Below are 17,757 nucleotides of genomic sequence, written 5' to 3' on the forward strand. Positions count from 1 at the left end.
TTATATCATTAAGAAGTTGAGTTTACATCAAATCACCTTTCTTGATTTTGAAAGCTTTATTTTCTCTTCTTTCAATAATAAGGTAAGCTGCATCCAGCATTTTGATCATATGAATATACGGGTTTATCATATTCCTTTCCGGTAGCTTGTCATAGATCCCCATTGAGAAATAGACCATCCCGGAAATAAAATAATCAAATTCCTTAACGCTGTATTCTTTAAATGCTTTTTTAAAGACCAGCAGAGGATTTTGGTATTCTTTCTCCGATAGTAAACCAAGAGCCAACGGTGAAACATCTTCCAACTGAGTATTGACAAATAATTTCTTTTCCTTCAACATTAAAAAGTAGCCTGCACGGACAAATGACCGCATTGCCTGGTGAAAATGATAAATGACGGAAGGTTCTTCCTTTATCCAGCTATTTCTTTTGATAGCATAACTCATAATGTTGTTTAACAGCTCTTTGGTGGCTGTCAGATCATTGAGTTGAAAAAATGTTTCTATCTGCTGTAAGCCATAATATTTCTTCCGACCTTTTCCAAGCCGGGATTGAAAGTCTGTTCTGTTTTTTTTCATGAGTGTGTATTTTTTGTTGTACGATTTTACCCGGCAGTAAAGAAGTAAGTCCTGTAATGCCTGAACTTCCTGTCTATACAAGCCGAATGAATATGATAGAATTTGTGTTTTTCTAAAAGCCCGAAAGCCGCAATGGATTGTACACCCCATTGTACCGTATCATGATACTTTATGTGGTAAAGCAGGCTTAGAAAAAGATAATTGTAGAAAAGTAGAACAGCATGAAAATAAAAACGGCATGAGACTCTACAATATCTGCCATTGAGGTACTGGTATACCTGGGAACAGATAAGAGAGCCCACGCCTAGGTCGTGAGCTTCTAGCTTATCGTCTCGTTCCTAAAAATTACCAGTTTCCAATGGCGAGATTCTAAGCAATAGCTTCTATATTTCTTTGAAGTATCGCAAAGCTACATTTATTGTAGCTTATTGTACAAATATAATATAATTTTTGAATTGTAGGTTAATTCAACTACATTTTTTTCTTGTAAACTTTCCAAATTGCTCTGATAATGGTATTGCAATGGATAGAATTGAATTTCGAATCGCTTTTGGTAAAAGAGTTGAAAAATTTAGAAAGAAGATGGGATTAAGCTATCGTGAGTTAGCTCAGAAATGTGATGTAGACCATAGCAATATCAGTAAAATTGAAAAAGGGGAAGTTGATTTAAGGATTTCAACAATACAGGAACTAGCTAAAGGTTTAGAAGTTCATCCTCAAGAATTATTTGATTTTAAAATAGAATAATAAGCCAATCTCCGAAGTCTGAAAACTTCGGAGATTATTTTTAAATTGATTGTTTTATTTTATTGGTTCAAAGTCAGGAGACTTTGCGCAGCAGGTAAATAAAATAAACAGATATTTTTCTAATATTACTTAATATTTACTAACTATAATTTAATATAAATTGTTAGTTTAAACTTTTCAATATTCCATCGTTGATAATTGTATGTTTAAAATTAACCATATCTGGATATATGTAATTCGCTGTAATTCCCATCTCATTTAATTTAAGTCTTATTGCAGGAATTAATGATTTATGTATATTGATACAGCCTGACACAGTATCTAGAATCATTAATTCTTTAAATTTATCTTCCCCAAGAGAACTTTTAGTATGTTCTACATCTTCTTTATAAGTTCTTTCTAAAGGATACCAAGGATGATTATTAAATAAAAATAATCCCTCTTGATTAATGATATTTGCACTATTAAAAATTTTATAAAATTCGGTTTCAGGTAATATTATACTCATACAATTTAAATCAATTGATTCATATGAAATATCCTTTTCTTTGATATTTTTATCAAAAACCATTTGCCATGTTATAAACGCTGTATTCATTTTATAAGTATAATACAGGGAAAAATAATTATCAATTTCGTTATCACTAGGAGTGAAATTTATGCCATCTATAGCAAAAAATAAAGCAACATATGGGTTACTAGTATAATCTAAAAATGGTGTTGGAACGCCAAAATGTTGCATGTAGCTTAGATATGCCAAATCATTGTTCTCATCAATTCCAGAATTTATCAAAAGTTTTTTAACTACCTCATTGTTCCATTTCTTTGTTGCGGTAATTAAGTTTGATATAAAATCTTTGTAATGTTCACTAATCATATCATCTTGTACCTGTTTGTGAAGTTCTTGATTTATATACATTCGTTGAGCAGAATTATACAATTTATATTTGGCTTCTCCACAGCCTCTGTATATAAATCCATCTCCTATCTCTTGAAAAGCTTTAATTGCATCAAATATTTTCTGAACATCCTTATCCAGTTTCAAATCACCATCCTTGAAAAAATATTTTTTATCTTCAAATGTTTTATATTCTTCTAATTTCATATTATTTTACTTTTGATCTGAATCTGAATCTTTTTGTGTTGTTTTAGTATTATAAATTAAACATTCTAATAATATAATCTAAAAAAGTTAACACTATAGAATATGACCCATTGGTAATTGGTTTAAAATCATACAACTATATTTTGTAATGTATAGAGATAGTATGGATTATTCCATTGAATTTTTACAATACTATTAATTATTATTCGCTCTTTTTCCCAAATTTTCTAAATGCAGCGACAAATTGATATATTAAATAGGAGTTTATTATTTTTGATACATTATCAATAAGAATACTTGCAGCAGAAATTTCTGATTCAGGTTTATCTAATAAAATTTTTGGTAAAAAGTCACTTTTTCTAATTGGGTTTAGAAACTCTAATAAATAAACTGCATTTTTCCAAAAATAATTATCACCATTACTTTTACAATTAATTTTAAAACCTAAGCTATTACAATATAATGAATATAATAGAATTGTTGATACACATAAAAGCACTAATGCCCTTCCCCAGCTTTGACCATGATTATTTGTAAATTTATTGAGACTTAAATTAATTTTTTCGGTCCCACAGCTTAATGTACTTAAATAGGTATCTAGTTCTTCAGTATGGTATTGGCTCGCGGTTAGATTATCTCCCATATTCTGATAAACTTTCTTTATTTGGCTAAGAGCAAGTTTTCTTTGAGATGTTTTATCAATATTTGTGCTATCAATATTTATAGGATTTGGTAAAGATGTGCCTGCAAGAGCTATTTCTGTGATTTTTGATGAATCGAATATCATTTTTTGGTCAAAAAAATTACAGTCAATAAATGTTGTTTTACCCAAATCTGAATTTTCAAAGGATAACGATTCCGAAATTGAGATTTTCGAAATTGTTATATTTCCAATATTTGTAAAGTTCTCAAATTTTAAAGTGTCTAAATCTAATTCGCTTAAATGATAGAAGGTATCTCTATTTGAATAGCGAGAAATTAGAAAATTCTTTATTCTTGGTTTTGAAGAATACTTTTTAGTATAAGTATTTGTTTTGATATCAAAAATTTTATCATCATTGGGTAAGCAGTGAATTTTAACAGGGGTAACGCATTTGATTTCTAAACTACTAATATCACCGCCTGAAATCCAAATATTGTTAGTATAACTTCCACCTTCAATTTCAAATCTATTTATTTTAAGGCTTTGGTTGGTTTTCAAAACTTCATTTTCATTATTAAGAATTCCATCAAGCGTGCCAAGCCAATGTTTGAAATTGCCGCCTAGTAAAATTAAGTTTTTGATAGTTCCACCCCTAATACTTACAAAACCATTAAAATCACCTCTACGAAATAAAACCTTATTGAACTTTGCTCCAAGGAAAATTATGTTTTTATATGTGCCCCCATCAAAAATAATTTCTTTGTCATAAATTTCATTTTCTTCAAAAATAATATCATCACTTAATTTGAAATCTCCATTTAATATTATTTTATCACTCTCATATTGTACAATATATGAGAATAGTTTATCTTGTATAGATGTACCATTTAAAATTTGTTTGAAATCTTTAGAACTTATATCCATGGAAGTATGATTGGTTTTTTGATAGTTTTAAATAATAATTATCAATAAATTTCCCAATTTTCTCTTTTGCATGTTTCAAATCATAGTAAGTAGAACTTACAAATACTCTTGGTTTCATGAATTTCTTTAGTTATTAGTGTTTTAAATAAAATCCGAATCTACATATTATATTAATATTTTATATAATTAATGTTATATTTTTTGCAGATTGTTATTTTAGATATAAATTTCCTGCTAAACTAAAATATTAAAAAGGGCTTTCCTTACGGGAAACCATAAAACAAAAAACCGTTCTACAAAAGCAGAACGGTTTATATATTAAATTTGTCTTAGCGACTTGCTATTACATCATTTCTGGCATTCCACCACCCATTGGCATAGCTGGTTCAGCGCTCTTTACTTCAGTGATAACCCATTCAGTTGTTAAAAAGCATTCCAGATACAGAAGCTGCGTTTTCAAGAGCAACTCTTGTTACTTTAGTTGGAGGGGAATGATACCTACTATTATTTGCTCAAAGTCGTGAGACTTTGCGCAGCGAGGCAACACAATGTTAGCTGCAGTTATAATTTTTCTATTACAGTTAATGTGAGGATTTAAAAGAAAAAGAGCTGGAAGAAGACTTCCAACTCTTTAAAAATTAAAGTTTATTTGGGTCAGACATTAGTCTACAACCTGCCCAATGTGCTGATTTGATAACTAATAGTTTGTCATCACTATCAATAAACTTCATAAAATGATCTCTCAAAGCTTCGGTGTTATTATTAGTATACTTAAAACACCAAACAGATTCTAAAACTCTTTTTGCTCCATACTTTTGTAGTTCAGCATATAAAGTTTGATAATCTTTATTTTTGATCAAATCATAACTTAAATAATACAATGTATCTTTCATAAGCTATATCTTACACTCAACAATCCGAGTGAGATTTCTCGGTGATTGAAGTTTTATAAATTTTCCTATATTTGAGGTCTCAATTCGGATATCAGAAATTTAAAGGTATTCAATTCATTACCATTTTAGTATTTTCAATTTTTATTCCATTATTGATTATTTCTAAAATGGTCTTTTTATTTACCTATAATGTGACAAATTTTCATTAATTATTTTTTTGGAGGGAGACTTATTGGCAGTTCTTTAAAGATAATTTATTGGTTAACAGTTGCTAAAATGGACATCTTTAATGCTTTCTCTATGGTTCTTTTTACAAAATTATAATTTTATAAAAAGAATTCCTTACGGGAAACCATAAAAACAAAAAACCGCCCTACAAAAGCAGAACGGTTTATATATTAAATTTGTCTTAGCGACTTGCTATTACATCATTCCTGGCATTCCACCACCCATTGGCATAGCTGGTTCAGCACTCTTAATTTCAGTGATGACACACTCAGTTGTTAAAAGCATTCCAGATACAGAAGCTGCATTTTCAAGGGCAACTCTTGTTACTTTAGTTGGGTCAATGATTCCTGCTTCAAGCATGTGAACATACTCGTCAGTTTTAGCATTGTATCCGAAGTCTCCTGAACCTTCTGCTACTTTAGCAACGATTACAGAACCTTCACCACCTGCGTTAGCAACGATTTGTCTTAATGGCTCTTCGATAGCTCTCTTAACGATTTTGATCCCTGTAGTTTCGTCAGAATTGATTCCGGTAAGGTTATCTAAAGCTGAGATTGCTCTTACTAAAGCAACACCACCTCCTGCAACGATACCTTCTTCCACTGCAGCTCTTGTAGCGTGAAGGGCATCATCTACTCTGTCTTTTTTCTCTTTCATTTCTACTTCAGAAGCAGCACCTACATAAAGGACAGCAACACCACCAGCTAACTTAGCTAATCTTTCCTGAAGTTTTTCTCTGTCGTAATCAGAAGTTGTCGTTTCCATCTGAGCTTTGATCTGAGCTACTCTTCCTTTGATTTTCGCTTCGTCACCACCACCGTTTACAACCGTTGTGTTGTCTTTGTCAATCGTTACTTTCTCAGCCGTTCCAAGCATATCTAAAGAGATGTTTTCCATAGTGAAACCTTGCTCTTCAGAAATTACCTGTCCACCTGTAAGGATTGCGATATCTTCTAACATTGCTTTTCTTCTGTCTCCGAATCCCGGAGCTTTTACAGCCGCAATTTTAAGAGAACCTCTTAGTTTGTTTACTACTAAAGTAGCTAAAGCTTCCCCTTCCACTTCTTCAGAGATAATTAATAGAGACTTACCACCTTGTGCAATTGGCTCAAGAACTGGTAATAATTCTTTCATTGAAGAGATTTTCTTCTCTACTAAAAGGATATATGGGTTTTCAAGTTCAGCTAACATTTTCTCAGGGTTAGTCACAAAGTAAGGTGACTGGTATCCTCTGTCAAACTGCATACCTTCTACAACGTCAACTGTTGTATCGATACCTTTAGCTTCTTCTACAGTGATTACTCCTTCTTTACCTACTTTTCCGAAAGCTTCAGCGATCAAAGCACCGATCGTTTCATCATTGTTAGCAGATACAGAAGCAACTTGTTTTACCATTTCTGTAGAATCTCCAACTGTTTTAGATTGAGATTTAAGGTTTTCAACAACTGCGCTTACTGCTTTGTCGATTCCTCTTTTAAGATCCATTGGGTTAGCACCGGCAGCTACATTCTTAAGACCTTCTCTTACGATAGCTTGTGCTAAAACAGTAGCGGTAGTAGTACCGTCTCCTGCAATATCATTAGTTTTGGACGCAACTTCTTTTACCATTTGCGCTCCCATATTTTCTACTCTGTCTTCAAGTTCGATTTCTTTTGCAACAGACACCCCGTCCTTAGTTACGTGTGGAGCACCGAAAGATTTTTCGATAACCACATTTCTTCCCTTAGGACCTAAAGTTACTTTTACTGCATTAGCCAATGCATCTACACCTCTTTTTAAAGCGTCTCTTGATTCAATATCGAATTTTATTTCTTTTGCCATAATTTTTTATTGTATTAATGTACTTTGTACAATGTATGAATGATGTATCCTGAAAATATCATTTTACATGAATACATTTTACTTTTTACTTTTTACAAATTAACCGATGATCCCTAATAAGTCAGCTTCTTTTACAATTAAGTAATCTTTACCTTCTAACTTCAATTCAGAACCTGAATATTTTCCATAAAGAACTTTGTCACCTACCTGAACCGTTGTAGGTTCATCTTTTTTACCAGGTCCTACTGCCACTACAGTACCTTCTTGCGGCTTTTCCTTTGCAGTATCCGGGATAATAATACCTGAAGCTGTTTTAGTTTCTGCTGCGATTGGCTCTACCAGAACTCTGTCTGCCAATGGTTTAAAGTTTACTGACATAATATATTTATTTTTTAATTATTTCTGTGTTGTAATTCTCTAAATGTATGCCATGAGACGGTGACGGCTGAAATGGCAGACTTTTATGACGGAATGTGAAAATTTGGCAGAAAAATAAAAAACAGAAAGCCGGAAAATTCCGGCTTTTATTTTAGGTGTTTAATTTTTATGGAACCTGTTTTTATGGACAATATTGTCCCGGTCCGATCCATAAGATACATTGTCCTTTGTAATTGTACTCACAGCAAAAGCGTCCTGCCGCACCGCCGTTGATTGATTTCTGAGCATCTCTGCTTAGTAATTTGGCATTTTTCATAGTTAATAATATTTAATTTGTATACTTCCTGAGCGTTTAAAGTCAATCAGGATTTTGACATTTGGTGTTATAAAATCAATCAAAGATAAGTTTTTTTCCATTATTTGTGATATATTTTAATTGTTTTTTTAAAATTAATTAATTGGTTATCAGTTGTTAGCTGTTCTTTTTATATGGTTAAAAAAATGAATGATAAAACTTATTGAGATAAGATCGTTACAACAAAGGAGAATATAAAAAAAGAAGCCGGAAAAATTTCCAGCTTCTATATCATCTTTTTTATTAGGATTTATGGACAATATTGCCCCGGTCCGATCCATAAAGTACAGTTCCCATTTCTGTCTTTTTCGCAGCATTTGATTCTGGCTGTAACAATTCCTCCGCAAATCACTTTTTGAGCGTCTCTGTTTAATAGTTTTGCATTTTTCATAGATAATGATGTTGAATTTGTATGATTCTTCAAGTATTGTTATTTGGTTCAGGATAATACTTTTGAAATCATTTTTTATTCTTACCCTTTATTCTATGGACAAAATTGCCCTGGTCCGATCCAGCGGATACATTTCATACGGTCATCATAATCACAACAAACAAGTTTTGCAGTAGATAACCCTCCAAAAATGGATTTCTGTGTGTCTCTGTTTAGTAGCTTTGCATTTTTCATAGATAATACCTTTGTTTTTTAAATCCTGAACATTTAGTGTCAATCAGTTTTTTTGACAGCTTGTGTTTTTATTGTTGATTCAAAGGTAAATGTTTTTAATACAGTTTGTTAAATCGTTTGTAGACAGAGGGCTGTTATTGATATTTTAATATCTGTCTTCTTATGAGGTCATCTCCAGAAACATTTTTCTTCCATTCATATCCATTTCCTGTTTCACAATTTTTCTTGTTACAGGATCAATATAGTAGGTGGTGGTAGTGGTTTTGTTACTGATATCGTCATTTGTTTTCACAACCCAGACCGTTTTTCCTTTATATTCTGACTTTTGGGTATCCAGAATATAAGCTTTCATCATTCCTTTTTTCTCAGATTTTGGGTTGTAGTCGAAAATAGAAATTTCGGCAGAATAGTGTTCTTTCCATGGAAGAAATCTTATCAGCATTGCATAACTGCTGCTGTCAAAATATTGAGTTGCCGGAATATCAATATTATCTTTTTTCTGCGTCTTTTTATCCAGATAATATCCGGTCACTTTATCTTTATCGGACTTCAGAACCATGTCTCGCATGGAGTTGTAAGAAGAATGATATTCCGGGGTGAAATTTGAGGTTTTTACAATAGTAGAATCTGTCCATTGAGCATCAGGAGCTTGTTTCATTTTCACTGTTGTTTTGATAAGAAGATCTGTTTCGTTCAGCTTTTTGATTTCTGTAATAATACTTCCGATTTCTATTTTTGTACCGGCATTTTCAGCATACCATACAGATTCTGATGTTTCATCTTTGATTAATTTAGAATTGATCTGTATATTTTCAGGGCTGAGAAGCTGTTGCGAAAAAAGATTCAAGCTGCTCACTAATAAAAGGAATAAGAATGTTCTCATGGTCTTTTTATTAGTTAGTTGTATTGAAATTCAAAAAGTTACAGGATTGAATGTATTTTAATAACAATTTTTCAAATAATATTAAACAGAAATCTTTTTACTTTTCTGTTGTTGATTGATCTTTGAAATAATAGCTCCGGAAACGGCAATTCCTATAAAGTTGGTTACCGATCTGGCCTCATTCATAAAACGATCCACACTGTAAAGAAGGGCAATATCTGTCAACGGAATTTTCCCGAATCTGTTCAAGGTGAAAATAAGAGCCAAAAATCCTGAACCAGGCACACCGGAGGCTGTTTTTGAGGTAATAGAAACGATGATAAAAAGCCACAGATAATCATTGAGACTTAACGAAATCGCATAAAATTGAACCAGAAAACAACAAGTCACGGCGAGATAGATACAGGCTCCGGCAAGATTAAAATTATATCCTAAAGGAATAATAAACCTTAAAATTTTCCTGCTGTATCCTTCAGATTCCATTTTTTCAAAAATGAGAGGGAAGGCTGCTTTAGAAGATGAGGTACTGACTACCAGGATAATTTCTTCTTTGATGTTCAGTAAAAATTTCCAAAGATTGAACTTGAAAACAAAGGAAACAGCCCCCAGAATTCCAAAAATAAATACAATATCCGCTATATATACAGTGGCAACTACTTTACTCAGGGGAAGAAGGGTATTGAGACCATATACAGAAACACCATAGGCGATATTACAGAAAATAATGAGGGGTAGAATGATGTAAAGGTACTTAATGACCGTATAAAAAATATTCACGCCCTGATCCAATATATTCAGAAATTTTTCTTTTTTTGAAGAAAAATTCATAGCAATTCCGATCACAATAGAGAGGAATAGAAAAATACCATGCCTGTTGAGATAGATAAGGTTGGGTACACTATCATCTTTAATTTCAAATGTTTTGGGTAACGCCGTATTGATTTTGGTGACATCTATTCCTGTATCAGAACCGGGCTGCATCATTAACCCAAAAACGAAACCTACGATAATAGCGATGGAAGTGATTACCAAAAAATATAAAATCGTCTGCCATACAATATTTCGGGCATTTTTGAGATCAGACAGCTGGCTGATTCCATATACCACTGCCATAAATATAACAGGAAGGATCAGTGTTTCCAGGATCATGAAAAAATACCGGCTCACCACTCCCAGCCTTATACTTTCCTCAGGAACATAATGACCAGCCAATACGCCTCCTATCATTGCTGTAAACACATACAATGTAAGATTTTTAAGATATTTTCCGGTAAATGTTTTTTGAGATTGTAAGGATTTCATCTGAAAAATAAGCTGTTTTTACAAAACAATTTTTAAGCTGTATTATTATTTCTGAGATTGAAGATACTCATTATTCATTACATTTTTATCATATGGTTCCAAGAACTAATGCTCCTAAAAGCATAATAATTGATGATCCAATTGCCCATTTTAAAGTATACTTCAGGTGGTCAGAATATTCTACACCGGCTAAGGATACCAACAGATAAGTGGAGGGAACCAACGGACTTAATAAGTGGGAAGCCTGACCGACAAGACTTGCTCTTCCTAATATTTCAGGGGCAATATCTAGCTGACGTCCTGTAGCCTCAATAATAGGTAATATCCCAAAATAATACGCATCATTCGTAAGAAAGAAAGTAAGTGGAACACTGAAAATTGCTGTAATAATATTCAGATAACTGCCCCAGCTTTTGGGCACAATATCTATCATACTATTTCCCATAGCCTGCATGATGCCGGTTCCATTAAGAATCCCCGTAAAGATTCCTGCTCCAAAGATCATTCCTGCTACAGACAAAGCATTTCCGGCATGTTTTGAAATAATTTTCTGCTGGTCTTTCAACTTGGGATAATTGATGACAGAGGCAATACAAAAGGCAATCATAAAAGCAATCCCTAAAGGAACAATGTCTAATATCATTACCGTTAATAGAACGAGAGTCAATATTAAATTCACCCAGATCAGTTTTGGACGAAGAAGCTGAGGATCAGATTCTCCCGCAATGTCTCCTGTACTGTATTTCGTATACTTCCCATATTTTGCAATGCGTTTCTTTTCTTTTTTTCCCAGAATGTAGGCCACAAAAATTACCCAGATAATACCTAAAGCCATGATAGGGATCATAGGCACAAAAATTTCGGTGTGTCCCAGTTTCAGGGAGCTCATCACTCTTGCCGTAGGACCTCCCCAAGGTAAAATATTCATAATTCCACCAGCCAGCATGATGATGCAGGTCAGCGTTAATGGATTCATTCCTTGTTTTTTATATAAAGGAAGCATGGCTGCTACGACAATAATATAAGTGGAAGAACCATCACCATCCAGAGAAACCAATGTGGTAAGGATAGCGGTTCCAATCGTTGTTTTGACAGGGTTGTCTCCAACTGCTTTTAAAATAAGATTGACTAATGGCTCAAAAAGCCCGGTGTCTATCATTAAACTGAAATAAAGGATGGCAAAGATGAGCATAACCCCTGTAAGGGCTATTTCCTTGACTCCATTTTTCATCATTTCTCCCAACTGAGGTCCAAAACCTGCTAAAAATGCGATGGCTACAGGAATAATGACTAAGGCAGTAAGAGGAGTCATCTTTTTATTCATGATAAGCACCATAAAAATGATGATCATCAAAAATCCAAGGAATGTAAGCATAGATGGTTTGTATTTGAGGTTATTTATTTTTATTTTTTCTCCAGTCAAAATTGTTTCGATAGCCGATATAGGCATAGTTACTGGTAGATCCGGTTTCCAGCTGGTTGATAAAAGCAACTTCTATGGCTGAGTTTTTTCCTGTTTTTATTCCTATCCCGGCGGTTAAACGGTTGCTGTCGAATGTTTCTTCTTTGCTGGCATTCATTCGGATTTCATTTTTCAGGATCCCATAAAATCTTTCTTGCTCCCCGGTTTTATTGAATGGGATTCTTAATGAAATAAGATAGCGAAGCCTTACAATGAATTCATCCGGATTGCTTATGAACCGTTCTTCCACACGAAATCGGTGAGAAATAGAAGTTCTTCCGATATTGCCCCCCAGGCTCACCTGTTGGAAAGGTCTTTTTTCATACCTTTCTTTTTTGGTATTATCAGACTTGTAAGAGTCCAGAATAAGAAACATGGCTCCTACAGCAGGCCTTACCTCATTAGCAACTTCATAATCTACGTAAGCAGAAACCAGAAAAAGTCTGGTGTCATAGGCCAGGTCAAAAGACCGGTATTGGGAAAGGGCTGTCAAGGTACTTTTATCTGTAAGTTTTGCAGACATAAGGTATTGGAACCACATATTATAACTGTCCCGGCTTTGAGCCATCACAAATTGACTTGCACCTAGTAGAAAAAAGGTGATTAATGATAATTTAACTTTCATGTAAAATTGAATTAATATCCTGCTTTCTCAAATATATTTATAAGAAGGAGCCGTGAATTTATTTTTCAATCAATGGCAGTTTTTATCAGTAAACTGCAATCCGGGGAGAAAAAGGTCTTATATTTGGAAGATTGAAAATTGGATATTTTAGATGTTTTTTATTATAAATATTGTATTTATATTATTGATTTTTAGAGTTTTACTTAGTGGTAAGATTTTAAAGAGACTGATGGAATATCATTGGGGGCTTTTGCTGAAGTTTCAGCATATTTTCTTCTTTTTCTTCTTCTTTATCATCACTTTTTTCACCGAAAACTACTTTTTGGATGTTCCGGAGCTCATTTGGTCCGTATTATTTGTGATTATTTTCAATGTTGGGATTTACTATCTGGTCTATTTTTATCTGGTACCCAGGTTTTATCTTTCCAATAAGTATCCGGAGTTTATTCTGTATGCATTTATCTGCTTTTTGGTATCAAGCCTGTTTAGAATTTTGCTGGAACCTGCCGTGTTTAATATGAAATTTGATGAAACACTATCCAACACAAAATTCCTTTACAATGTGTATACTGCTCAGGGTATTGTTATATTGGTAGCCTCATTTCTGGGAATTACTAAGGATAAATTTCTGATTGAACAGGATTTTAAAAACTTAGGGGAAGAAAAAGACCAACTGTATCTTGACCTTTTAAAATCAAAATTAAACCCTCATTTTTTACTGAATACCCTTAATAATATTTATTCGAAAAGCTTTAATCCATCCGAGAAAACATCGGAGTCTATCTTGCAGTTAAGCCGCTTGTTGCAGTATGTTATTTATGATACCAATAAGGAAAAGATTACGCTTATGCAGGAGTTTTCAATGATTAAATCATTAATTGGGCTTTACCAGTTAAAGTATAATAACCTACTGGATATCAGGTTTGAAATAAAAGATGAAGAAACATTGGAGCTCGTTGAAGTACCTCCATCAGTTTGCCTTACCTTATTTGAAAATGCTCTGAAACATTCAGCCGTGGGAATTGAAGGAAATAGCTTTATCAGTGTATTTTATAAAATACAGGATCAGGAACTATCATTTGAAATTAAAAATTCTGTGGCAAAGAACCGGAATCTTGTGAATAACGTTAATGATAATGGATTAGGAAATGAAGCAGTCATCAGCATTCTGGAAAAATACTACCCTGAAAGATTTACTTTTATATCAGAAGCGGCTATGAATAATACATACGAAACTACTTTAAAAATTAAACTATAATGGCTAACCTCACTATCGTAGGAGTGGATGATGAATATCCCGCGTTAGAACTTATCCGGCACTATTGTGACCGGATAGAAGATATCGATTTGCTGGAGATATTTCAGAACCCGGAAGAGGCGCTGCAATATTTGCAGAAGAATAGAGTAGATCTGGTTATTCTGGATATTAATATGCCTTATATCAATGGGATTGATCTTTTACTTAAACTTCCCTATAAACCATTATGTATATTTCTTACATTGGAAACTCAATATGCCGTTAAAGCATTTGAATTGGATGTTGTGCATTATCTGGTGAAACCTGTAGACTTTGAAACATTTAAAAGAGCAGTCTATAAAGCAAAGGATTTTTTACAGTTTAAACAATCTGCAGAAGATAAAAAACAGGAAGATTTCATTATGTTCAAGTCTAATTATATCATGAATAAAGTTCTTCTTCAAGATATAAAATGGGTTCAGGGATTTGGAGAATATATTATTTTAATCACCCATTTGAAAAAATATATGATCTTGGAGCGGATGTCTAATTTTGAAGAAAATTTTCAAAATTTAGGATTTATCAGGATTCATAAATCCTATATTGTTCTTTCTTCTCATATCAGTTCATATGATTCGAATACAATTTATCTGAAAGGAGGAGAGCAGCTTCCATTGGGAAGAACTTACAAAAAACACCTGAAAGAATATTTGGGGTAAAAAGAATAGGCTAAACTTTATAAACATTTCTAATGTAAAAAGAAAAAGCTCACTGATTCAGTGAGCTTTTCAATTATATTTTAATAGCAATGATTGCCAATAATTATGCTATTTAGCTTTTTCCGGCTGCCTGCATAGGATTTACTTTTCCATTGGAGCTTCCTCTTGCAGGACCTCCTTCCTGTTTTTGTTTAAAGAGCTGGAATTTTGATGTTTCACCACCGGAAGCATTGCTGCTCCAGAAGTTATTGGTAGTGTCAATATCAGCAGTTTCTCTCATTGGATCTAACTGAATTGATTTCAATTTCTTGTCAAAATAATAGGTCTTAGAAACTTTTTGTTCATTCAGCCTCCAGATCTGTGCTGAAGATTTGTCATATAATTTTGAACCGTCTTCAAAGGTAAATTCAAGAATGACTGGCATTACCAGGCCACCTTTGTTCAGGAAATCGATCTGATACGCTGTAATATTTTTAAACTTCTCTTTATCCTTAGCATCTAAAGGAAGAGTAGCCTCTACTTTTGTAGTGTATTCTTTAGTGCTTACTTTTTCTTGCCCTCTGTCATATCGATAGTAGAAATCCTGAGCTTCTTTATCTTTATCAACATAGAACGTAATGTTCTTGTCTTCTCTGTTTCTGATTTTTGACAGGTCTTCAAAACTATTCACTAAAGGCTTATCAACCTGGTATTTTATTTCCTCAGCTACTTTTGGATTAGTTTCAAGGTTAGGAGTAGCTACGGTTACTTTATCAATCGCAATATCTACAGGATCTGTTCCATAAAACCATCCTCTCCAGAACCAGTCAAGGTCTTCACCACTGGCATCTTCCATAGTACGGAAAAGATCTGCCGGTTCAGGGTGTTTGAAGGCCCATCTTTTTGCGTAGGTTTTGAAAGCTTTATCAAAAAGTTCTCGTCCCATAATGGTTTCACGAAGGATATTCAATCCTGTAGCAGGTTTTGAGTAAGCATTCGGACCATACTGAACAATATTTTCAGAGTTGCTCATGATAGGCTCGAGCTGATCTTTGGGAAGTTTCATATAATCTACGATCGTCCATGCCGGACCTCTTTTAGACGGAAACTTATTATCCCATTTTTCTTCTGTAAGATATTCTGTGAAAGTATTCAGTCCTTCATCCATCCATGCCCATTGTCTTTCATCTGAATTGATAATCATAGGAAAGAAGTTGTGGCCTACTTCATGGATAATTACTCCGATCATTCCGTTTTTAGTTCCTTCAGAATAAGTTCCATCTTTTTCCGTTCTTCCGAAGTTGAAACAGATCATTGGATATTCCATTCCGTTGGCTGCTTCTACAGATTGAGCTACAGGATATGGATAAGGAATGGTGAATTCCGAATACGTTTTAATGGTATGAGCTACTGCTTTTGTGGAAAATTTTCTGTAAAGTCCGTAAGATTCTTTAGGATAGAAACTCATAGCCATTACCTTATTGTTATTTTCAGGAATGGTAACGCGCATGCCGTCCCAAACAAACTTTCTGGAAGAAGTCCATGCAAAATCCCTTACATCATTTGCTTCAAAGACCCATGTCTTTCTTTGCTTTGAATGATTCTTTTCCGCTTTTTTAGCTTCATCTAAGGTGACAATTTCTATAGGTTCAGAAGCATTTTCTGCTTTTCTGTATCTTGAAAGCTGATCAGAAGTTAATACCTGATCATAATTTTTACATTCTCCTGTTCCGCCTACAATGTGATCGGCAGGGACATTCATAGACACTTTAAAATTTCCGAAAACCAAGGCAAATTCTCCTCTTCCGGTAAACTGATGATTTTGCCAGCCCTGGAAATCACTGTATACACACATTCTTGGATACCATTGTGCCATGGTGTACAAGTCGTTGCCATCTTCCGGGAAATTTTCATAACCTCCGCGGCCACCCATTTTGATCCTGTTTCCAATATTGTAATTCCAGTCTACTTTGAAAATGAATTTTTCTCCTTTTTTCAAAGCTTTTGGAAGGTCAATACGCATCATGGTTTTATTGACGGTATATTTTAAAGGACTTCCTGAGGGATCCGTTACTTTTTCAAGGGTCACTCCATAACCATTATCCTTTACAGGAAGTTCTGTTACCTTAAGCTGTTGATCCGTTGTTGATGGACGCAGAATAGAAGAGTTATCATATCCTGCATTTCTTATACTGGAATGTTCATTTTCATCCAACTGAAGCCAGATGTAATCCAGTTCATCAGGAGAATTATTATAATAAGTAACCGTTTCCGAACCTTTCAGATTTCTTTTATCCTCATCAAGGTAAGCGGAAATATTGTAATCGGCTCTATTTTGCCAGTATCCGTGTCCTGGAGCACCAGAGGCAGTTCTATAAATGTTGGGTGTTGGCAGAATACTTCCCAGTTGCTCAAATTTATTTCCGTGGTTGCTACCTGGATTATTCTGAATATTTTGTGCGGTGAAACCTGTATAGGCAAATACAGAAAGTGAAAGTATAATAACTTTTAGTTTCATAACCGAAATGATTTAATAATTATCAAAGATAATAATAAGCAGTTGAAATAATGAAAATATTTCACATTTAGAAAGGAATTCTTTCTAATGTCATTTTTAAAGATAAAGCAAAGACCCCTGATGAGACAAAAAGGATCCAGTCCTTTTTATTGACTTTAAAAATAGTAAGCAGAATAAATAAGAATATCAAAATGGCACCTACAATAACGATCTGCCCCAGTTCCAATCCAATGTTAAATCCTAATAGTGGAATGGCAATGCCTTGGCTTTTGGCGATCATCACTCTTGCCGTATTGGCAAAACCCATTCCGTGAACCAATCCAAAGATTAAAGCAAGATAGTAGTTAGCCCGCATTAGCGTCTGCTTCTGGTTTTTCATAATAATATTATCCAGAGATGTCAGCACAATGGTGAGAGGGATTAAAAATTCTACCCAATCAGAAGGAACCCTGAAGACATCAAGAATACTTAGAGCTAGCGTAATTGAATGTCCAATAGTGAATGCTGTGACAAGGATCAGTATTTTTTTCCAGTCACTAAAAGAGTAAACGGCAATCAGAGCCAGGACAAAGAGCTGATGATCTAAGGCATCAAGAGAAATAATGTGTTCCCATCCAAGGTTTAAATAAAATAGAAAATCCTGCATTTTGATAATAGATTATTGGTTTTTGAATATTGTGTTAAAATAAGGGTATTGTAGTGTTTTTGTTTATTTTTTATTTGTATTGATTATTAA

At 33.8% G+C, this 17,757-nt stretch carries 17 protein-coding genes; 3 read left to right on the top strand and 14 right to left on the bottom strand.

Annotated elements, in window-relative coordinates; genetic code table 11:
- Positions 1–22: 22 nt before the first annotated feature.
- Entirely contained in the window at positions 23–577 is a 555-nt protein-coding gene (locus NBX25_RS12555) for a hypothetical protein (RefSeq protein ID WP_250253855.1), read from the bottom strand.
- 522 nt (positions 578–1,099) lie between these two features.
- On the opposite strand from NBX25_RS12555, the gene NBX25_RS12560 reads away from it, so the two are divergent.
- Positions 1,100–1,324, top strand: coding sequence for a helix-turn-helix domain-containing protein (locus tag NBX25_RS12560; protein WP_068944690.1), 225 nt, complete (start codon positions 1,100–1,102; stop codon positions 1,322–1,324).
- Positions 1,325–1,487: 163 nt separating this feature from the next.
- Here the strand turns inward: NBX25_RS12560 and NBX25_RS12565 are convergent, their stop codons facing one another.
- The 11 genes from NBX25_RS12565 to NBX25_RS12610 form a co-directional block, all read right to left on the bottom strand.
- Positions 1,488–2,429 carry an FRG domain-containing protein gene (locus NBX25_RS12565; protein WP_250253856.1) on the bottom strand — a complete coding sequence of 314 codons (942 nt, stop codon included), beginning with the start codon at positions 2,427–2,429 and terminating at the stop codon, positions 1,488–1,490.
- Between the two features lie 202 nt (positions 2,430–2,631).
- Complete coding sequence (locus NBX25_RS12570; RefSeq protein ID WP_250253857.1) at positions 2,632–3,996, bottom strand: hypothetical protein; 1,365 nt, start codon at positions 3,994–3,996, stop codon at positions 2,632–2,634.
- Positions 3,997–4,634: 638 nt separating this feature from the next.
- Complete coding sequence (locus tag NBX25_RS12575) at positions 4,635–4,889, bottom strand: hypothetical protein (protein ID WP_250253858.1); 255 nt, start codon at positions 4,887–4,889, stop codon at positions 4,635–4,637.
- 423 nt (positions 4,890–5,312) lie between these two features.
- Complete coding sequence (gene groL, locus NBX25_RS12580) at positions 5,313–6,938, bottom strand: chaperonin GroEL (RefSeq protein ID WP_250253859.1); 1,626 nt, start codon at positions 6,936–6,938, stop codon at positions 5,313–5,315.
- Positions 6,939–7,037: 99 nt separating this feature from the next.
- Positions 7,038–7,316 (bottom strand): co-chaperone GroES, encoded by a 279-nt coding sequence (locus tag NBX25_RS12585; protein ID WP_045500963.1) that lies wholly within the window; start codon positions 7,314–7,316, stop codon positions 7,038–7,040.
- A 181-nt stretch (positions 7,317–7,497) separates the two neighbouring features.
- Positions 7,498–7,632 (bottom strand): hypothetical protein, encoded by a 135-nt coding sequence (locus NBX25_RS24710; RefSeq protein WP_262484685.1) that lies wholly within the window; start codon positions 7,630–7,632, stop codon positions 7,498–7,500.
- Between the two features lie 289 nt (positions 7,633–7,921).
- Positions 7,922–8,062, bottom strand: coding sequence for a hypothetical protein (locus NBX25_RS12590; protein ID WP_250253860.1), 141 nt, complete (start codon positions 8,060–8,062; stop codon positions 7,922–7,924).
- Positions 8,063–8,456: 394 nt separating this feature from the next.
- Positions 8,457–9,179, bottom strand: a complete 723-nt coding sequence (locus tag NBX25_RS12595) for a DUF3108 domain-containing protein (RefSeq protein ID WP_250253861.1) — start codon at positions 9,177–9,179, stop codon at positions 8,457–8,459.
- A gap of 81 nt (positions 9,180–9,260) precedes the next feature.
- A complete protein-coding gene (locus NBX25_RS12600; RefSeq protein ID WP_250253862.1) occupies positions 9,261–10,481 on the bottom strand; it encodes a dicarboxylate/amino acid:cation symporter in 1,221 nt (406 codons plus the stop codon).
- Positions 10,482–10,569: 88 nt separating this feature from the next.
- Positions 10,570–11,856: a CitMHS family transporter gene (locus NBX25_RS12605; protein ID WP_123857718.1), complete on the bottom strand. Its 1,287-nt coding sequence runs from the start codon at positions 11,854–11,856 to the stop codon at positions 10,570–10,572.
- 19 nt (positions 11,857–11,875) lie between these two features.
- Positions 11,876–12,568 (bottom strand): DUF2490 domain-containing protein, encoded by a 693-nt coding sequence (locus NBX25_RS12610; RefSeq protein ID WP_250253863.1) that lies wholly within the window; start codon positions 12,566–12,568, stop codon positions 11,876–11,878.
- Between the two features lie 229 nt (positions 12,569–12,797).
- Here NBX25_RS12610 and NBX25_RS12615 point away from each other — a divergent pair, with 229 nt between their 5' ends.
- Together NBX25_RS12615 and NBX25_RS12620 are read left to right on the top strand one after the other, a co-directional pair.
- A complete protein-coding gene (locus tag NBX25_RS12615; protein ID WP_250253864.1) occupies positions 12,798–13,826 on the top strand; it encodes a sensor histidine kinase in 1,029 nt (342 codons plus the stop codon).
- On the top strand, positions 13,826–14,524 hold the full coding sequence (locus tag NBX25_RS12620; protein WP_123910046.1) for a LytR/AlgR family response regulator transcription factor: 699 nt from the start codon (positions 13,826–13,828) through the stop codon (positions 14,522–14,524). The genes NBX25_RS12615 and NBX25_RS12620 overlap by 1 nt, the downstream gene beginning before the upstream one ends.
- 112 nt (positions 14,525–14,636) lie before the next feature.
- Here NBX25_RS12620 and NBX25_RS12625 read toward each other — a convergent pair whose 3' ends face one another.
- Together NBX25_RS12625 and NBX25_RS12630 are read right to left on the bottom strand one after the other, a co-directional pair.
- Positions 14,637–17,021, bottom strand: a complete 2,385-nt coding sequence (locus NBX25_RS12625) for a M1 family metallopeptidase (protein WP_250253865.1) — start codon at positions 17,019–17,021, stop codon at positions 14,637–14,639.
- 67 nt (positions 17,022–17,088) lie between these two features.
- Positions 17,089–17,667, bottom strand: a complete 579-nt coding sequence (locus tag NBX25_RS12630) for a HupE/UreJ family protein (RefSeq protein WP_123910048.1) — start codon at positions 17,665–17,667, stop codon at positions 17,089–17,091.
- Positions 17,668–17,757: the final 90 nt, after the last annotated feature.

Source organism: Chryseobacterium sp. Marseille-Q3244, from assembly GCF_940807095.1.
Taxonomy (GTDB): domain Bacteria; phylum Bacteroidota; class Bacteroidia; order Flavobacteriales; family Weeksellaceae; genus Chryseobacterium.